The sequence below is a fragment of the Propionivibrio sp. genome, assembly GCF_017995515.1.
In the GTDB taxonomy this organism is placed as follows: Bacteria; Pseudomonadota; Gammaproteobacteria; order Burkholderiales; family Rhodocyclaceae; genus Propionivibrio.
Genome location: NZ_JAGOIT010000006.1, coordinates 53,449 through 58,217, shown reverse-complemented (window position 1 = coordinate 58,217; position 4,769 = coordinate 53,449). Strand labels below are relative to the sequence as shown.

Genomic DNA, 4,769 nt, shown 5'->3' with positions numbered 1-4,769 from the left:
TCGCGCTCCTCGTCGCCGATGCCGCCAGACAAGTAGGGGATGCCGTTGGCAAAGCCGGGAGCAAGGATTTCATCCTGTGCGAAAGCGGCAGGTGATAGCGCCAAAAGCAGCAGAAAATCGCCGAGAACGACGGCGAATCGGTGCGGGTGCATTGCAGACTCCTTTCCTTCAAACGGGCGATGCCGATCATCTCTGAGTTTGGCACTCCGTCATTGTTGACAGATGTGCAAGGTCAACACCGCTGGCGGAAAGACCCTGCGTACGAGTAGAATACGCGCCGTCATTGGGGAGTAGCCGCTCTTCACGAGAAGATGCTTGCGTCAACATGCTTGACCTATGGTCATGGCGCAAGCGGTAAATTTCCGTTCTGCCCTGTTGTGGCTATCGGAAATTCTATCCTGGCAAGACCTTTGACTTCGGTGCCCCGGAATGGCCGGACAGGCGCTGGAGTCATTTGTCGCGTCCGGCCAGGGAAATCAGATGGAAGCCTTACTGGTATCAACGGGCATCGTCGCCCTCGCCGAAATCGGCGACAAAACCCAACTCCTGGCGTTTATCCTCGCCACAAAGTTCCGGCGGCCGCTGCCGATCGTTCTCGGCATCCTCGTCGCTACGCTGGTCAATCATGGCTTTGCCGGTGCCGTCGGTTCCTGGATCACCTCATTGCTCGGGCCGGAGACCCTGCGCTGGGTGCTCGGCATTTCGTTTCTCGCGATGGCTGGATGGACGTTGATACCCGACGAGTTCGACGAGGACGACGCGAAACTTGCGCGCCTCGGTGTGTTCGGAACAACGCTCGTGGCCTTCTTTCTGGCGGAAATGGGAGACAAGACGCAGGTCGCCACCGTCGCGCTGGCGGCGCAGTACCAGAGCCTGTTCTACGTCGTCACCGGTACGACACTGGGCATGATGATCGCCAACGTGCCGGCGGTAATCATGGGGGATCGGATCGCCGGAAAAATGCCTATCCGTCTCGTGCACCGGATTGCAGCAGGGATCTTTGCCGTGCTCGGCGTGGCGACCCTGTTGGGCGCCGGCAATTCGATGGGTTTTTGAGCACCGTACGACAAGGCAGCGGGCGAGGATGGCCTTCCGGTAGAATGTCGCCCCATGCTGATTCTCGCCCTCGAAACCGCCACCGATCCTGGTTCCGTCGCGCTTTGGCGCGACGGAGAGGTCATCGCCCGGAGCTGCCCGGAGCGGCTCTCCAATTCAGAAACGCTGCTGCCGCAAGCGGCTGAGACACTGCGCGAACTTGGACTGACCTTCGCCGACGTGCAGGGCATCGCCTTCGGCATGGGGCCGGGCTCGTTCACCGGATTGCGCGTGTCCTGCGGTGCCGCGCAGGGGCTGGCAGTCGCGCGCGACTTGCCGCTGCTCGGCATCGGGACGCTGGAAGCGATGGCTCTGGCCAGCGGTGGCGAGCGCGTCATCGTCGCACTCGATGCTCGCATGGGCGAGGTCTACTATGGCCTCTACGTGCATTGCCGCTTGCTGGGCGAAATCGTCGTTTGCGCCCCCGAGTCCGTGCCGCTGCCCGAATCGACCGGTTGGGTCGCCTGCGGCAACGGCCTGTCTTCCTACCCCATATTGCGCGAGCGGTTGGCCGCTGTCGTCGATGTCTGGAGACCGGAAATCATGCCGAGCGCCGAGGCTGTGGTTCGTCTTGCGGCGCCGAGACTGGAGCGTGGTGAGTCGATCGATCCGGCCGATGCGGCGCCGCTTTACGTGCGCAACAAGGTCGCGCAGACCGTCGCCGAACGTCTGGCGATCGGAGGCAGGGCCTGATGAGTGGCCTGTTCGCGCCGCCCGTCGACCTGCTGCCGATGAGCGTCCATGACGTCGATGAAATTCTGCGCATCGAATACAAGGTCTACTCGCACCCCTGGAGCCGGGCGAACTTCGCTGACTCGATCGCCAGCGGCTATAGCTGCTGGGTGTGTCGCGTCGGCGGCGAGCTGGTGGGGTACTACGTGGTGATGATGGCCGTCGACGACGCGCATCTGCTCAACATCAGCGTCAGCGAGAAGCGACAGGGCCTCGGCTTTGGGGCGCGCTTGCTGCGCCATGCGATGAGCGTGGCACGCCAGGCAGGCGCTGCAACGCTGCTGCTCGAAGTCCGCCCGTCGAACGTCAAGGCGGTCGAACTTTACCGTCATTTCGGTTTTGCCCAGATCGGTGTGCGGCGCGGCTACTACCCAGCCGACGGCGGACGCGAGGACGCGCTGGTCATGACGCACGCGCTGATCGAGGTCTCGGCATGAGCAATCCATTGAATCAGGACCGGATTCTCGAAGAAATGGGGATCTCGCCGCGCTGGGTCCGGCGCGATCCGGGGACGGCCGTGCGGTCGGCTAACGCGGGGACGGCCGTGCGCTTGCCGACGCCGGAGGTTTCGGTGTCGTCGGCACAAGCCGAGCCGCCGCCAGTGCCCGAAAAACGTGTTGCGCCGGCACTGGAAGGCCGAGTCGATATCGCTGACATGAACTGGGAAGACTTGCGGCAGCGCATCAAGTCCTGCCAGTCGTGCAATCTGCGCGCCGAACGCAAGCAGGCGGTGCCCGGCGTGGGCGATGAAAAGGCTTCGTGGCTGTTCATCGGTGAAGGGCCGGGCGCCGAGGAAGACGCGCGTGGCGAACCGTTTGTCGGCCAGGCCGGCAAGCTGCTCGATGCCATGCTTGCGGCCATCGATCTCAAGCGGGGCGAGGACGTCTATATTGCGAATGCGGTCAAATGCCGTCCGTCCGGCAACCGCACGCCGGAAGCCGACGAACTGGCAGCGTGCTTACCCTACCTACGGCGCCAGATCGAATTGATCCGGCCGAAACTGATCGTCCTGCTCGGGCGCGTCGCCGTTACCTCGGTCCTCGGACAGGATGCTTCGCTTTCCAGCCTGCGCGGCAAGACGCTGAGCTATCGCGCAGGCGACCGCGAGGTTCCGGTCATCGTGACCTATCATCCGGCGTATCTGTTGCGCAATCTGCCCGACAAGGCGAAGGCCTGGGAAGACCTTTGCCGCGCTCGTGCGCTGATGCGCACGCTCAAGACTCAATAAGGGAATCAGGGCGCCGGCGGTGGACTCAGTGTCCGCTGCCGTTGTCGTCCAGGTGGATCACGTCGTCGTGTTCGCGCTGGTTGGCTTCGTGGCGCCGCTTGACGAGCAGCATGCTGCCGCTGACGAAGATGCCGAACAGGCTGATTACCCAATAGATCGACAGGTCGAACTTGACCATCAGGTAGTAGAACCCGGTCATCATCAGAATCGACAGGTTCTCGTTGAAATTCTGCACGGCGATCGAGTGGCCGGCACCCATCAGGATGTGGCCGCGATGCTGGAGCAGCGCGTTCATCGGTACGACGAAGTAGCCGGACAGTGCGCCGATGATGACGAGCAGCGGCACGGCGACCCAGACGTGATGCACGAAATTCATCGCCAGCACGATGATGCCCATCGCGATGCCGAGCGGGATGACGCGCACCGATTTGCGCAAGGTGATCATGCGTGCTGCGCCTGCTGCGCCGAGTGCGACGCCAATGGCGACGACCCCCTGCAGCATGCTCGACTTGGAGAGGTCGAGGTGCAACGAAACCTCGGCCCATTTGATGACGATGAACTGCAATGTCGCGCCGGCGCCCCAGAACAGCGTCGTCACCGCCAGCGAAATCTGCCCAAGACGATCGCGCCAGAGCAGGGCGACGCAGTGGTTGAACTCGCGGATCAGGTACCAGGGATTGGAGTGCAGGATCTTGTGGTCGACGCCGGTTTCGGGGATGTAGAGGTTGAAGGTCGACGCGATCAGGTAGAACAGGCCGATGAACAGCAGCGCCATCTCGCTGATCGTGTCGATGCCCGTATCGATCAGCGGGAAGTCGAAACTGAGGATGCTATGCGCGACCGAGGGTTGGATCAGTGCGCCGCCGATGACGACGCCGAGAATGATGGCGCCGACGGTCAGTCCCTCGATCCAGCCATTGGCAACGACGAGCAGGCGGTGCGGCAGATACTCGGTGAGAATGCCGTACTTGGCCGGCGAGTAGGCGGCGGCGCCGAGGCCGACGACGGCGTAGGCGAGCAGCGGGTGAATGTCGAAGAACATCATCGCGCAGCCGATGACCTTGATCGCGTTGCTGATGAACATGACGCGCCACTTCGGCATCGAATCGGCGAAGGCGCCGACGAAAGCGGCCAGCGCGACGTAGGAGACGGTGAAGAAGGTCTTGAGCAAAGGCTCGTACGCCGCAGGCGCGTGCATTTCACGCAGAGCGGCGATGGCAACAATCAGCAGGGCATTGTCGGCGAACGCTGAAAAAAACTGCGCCGCCATGATGATGTAAAAGCCGAAGGGCATCAGAAAATCGGTGATCGTCTCTCTAAAGTGGCGGATTTATACCATGAAAGGCGGGAACTTGTTACTGTCGCCGTATGGCGCAATTCTTGCCGGAAGGCCGAAATACACGGGCGATTTAGGACAGCTGACTTGTGCCGGCTCGAATTGCGTTCGATACTCTCGGTCTTTCTCATTTCAGCCCCGGAAACACCTGATCATGCCCCGCCCGACGCAAGCACGAATCGATCTCTCCGCAGTCCGTCACAACTATACGGTCGCCAAACAACACGCCGCGAGCGGCGGGAATCCGGCGAAGGCCTGGGCGGTGGTCAAGGCGGATGCCTACGGGCACGGTCTCTTGCGCGTGGCCAGAGCGCTGGATGAAGTAGCCGACGGTTTTGCGCTGCTCGAGATGGATGCGGCGGTCGCCCTGCGTGAAGC

6 protein-coding genes and 1 riboswitch are annotated in these 4,769 nt (G+C 62.2%); of the genes, 5 read left to right on the top strand and 1 reads right to left on the bottom strand.

The genetic code is table 11. The features are described 5' to 3' along the window. Window positions 1–273: 273 nt before the first annotated feature. Window positions 274–416: riboswitch (yybP-ykoY riboswitch) on the top strand. A gap of 64 nt (window positions 417–480) precedes the next feature. Genes KBA32_RS02030 through KBA32_RS02015 form a run of 4 tightly spaced genes read left to right on the top strand, consistent with a single transcriptional unit; the run spans window position 481 to window position 3,055 of the window. Continuing rightward, window positions 481–1,056 carry a TMEM165/GDT1 family protein gene (locus KBA32_RS02030; protein ID WP_294354533.1) on the top strand — a complete coding sequence of 192 codons (576 nt, stop codon included), beginning with the start codon at window positions 481–483 and terminating at the stop codon, window positions 1,054–1,056. A 54-nt stretch (window positions 1,057–1,110) separates the two neighbouring features. Next, window positions 1,111–1,788 carry a tRNA (adenosine(37)-N6)-threonylcarbamoyltransferase complex dimerization subunit type 1 TsaB gene (gene tsaB / locus KBA32_RS02025; RefSeq protein ID WP_294354524.1) on the top strand — a complete coding sequence of 226 codons (678 nt, stop codon included), beginning with the start codon at window positions 1,111–1,113 and terminating at the stop codon, window positions 1,786–1,788. Next, window positions 1,788–2,264: a ribosomal protein S18-alanine N-acetyltransferase gene (gene rimI / locus KBA32_RS02020; protein WP_294354521.1), complete on the top strand. Its 477-nt coding sequence runs from the start codon at window positions 1,788–1,790 to the stop codon at window positions 2,262–2,264. The genes tsaB and rimI overlap by 1 nt, the downstream gene beginning before the upstream one ends. Next, on the top strand, window positions 2,261–3,055 hold the full coding sequence (locus KBA32_RS02015) for a uracil-DNA glycosylase (protein ID WP_294354518.1): 795 nt from the start codon (window positions 2,261–2,263) through the stop codon (window positions 3,053–3,055). The genes rimI and KBA32_RS02015 overlap by 4 nt, the downstream gene beginning before the upstream one ends. Before the next feature lie 25 nt (window positions 3,056–3,080). On the opposite strand, the gene lplT is transcribed toward KBA32_RS02015, so the two are convergent. Beyond that, the gene (gene lplT, locus KBA32_RS02010; protein WP_294354516.1) at window positions 3,081–4,349 is read right to left on the bottom strand and encodes a lysophospholipid transporter LplT; all 1,269 of its coding nucleotides are present in this window, start codon (window positions 4,347–4,349) and stop codon (window positions 3,081–3,083) included. Between the two features lie 196 nt (window positions 4,350–4,545). On the opposite strand from lplT, the gene KBA32_RS02005 reads away from it, so the two are divergent. Beyond that, window positions 4,546–4,769: alanine racemase (locus tag KBA32_RS02005; RefSeq protein WP_294354513.1), on the top strand; the 224-nt coding region annotated here is incomplete at its 3' end.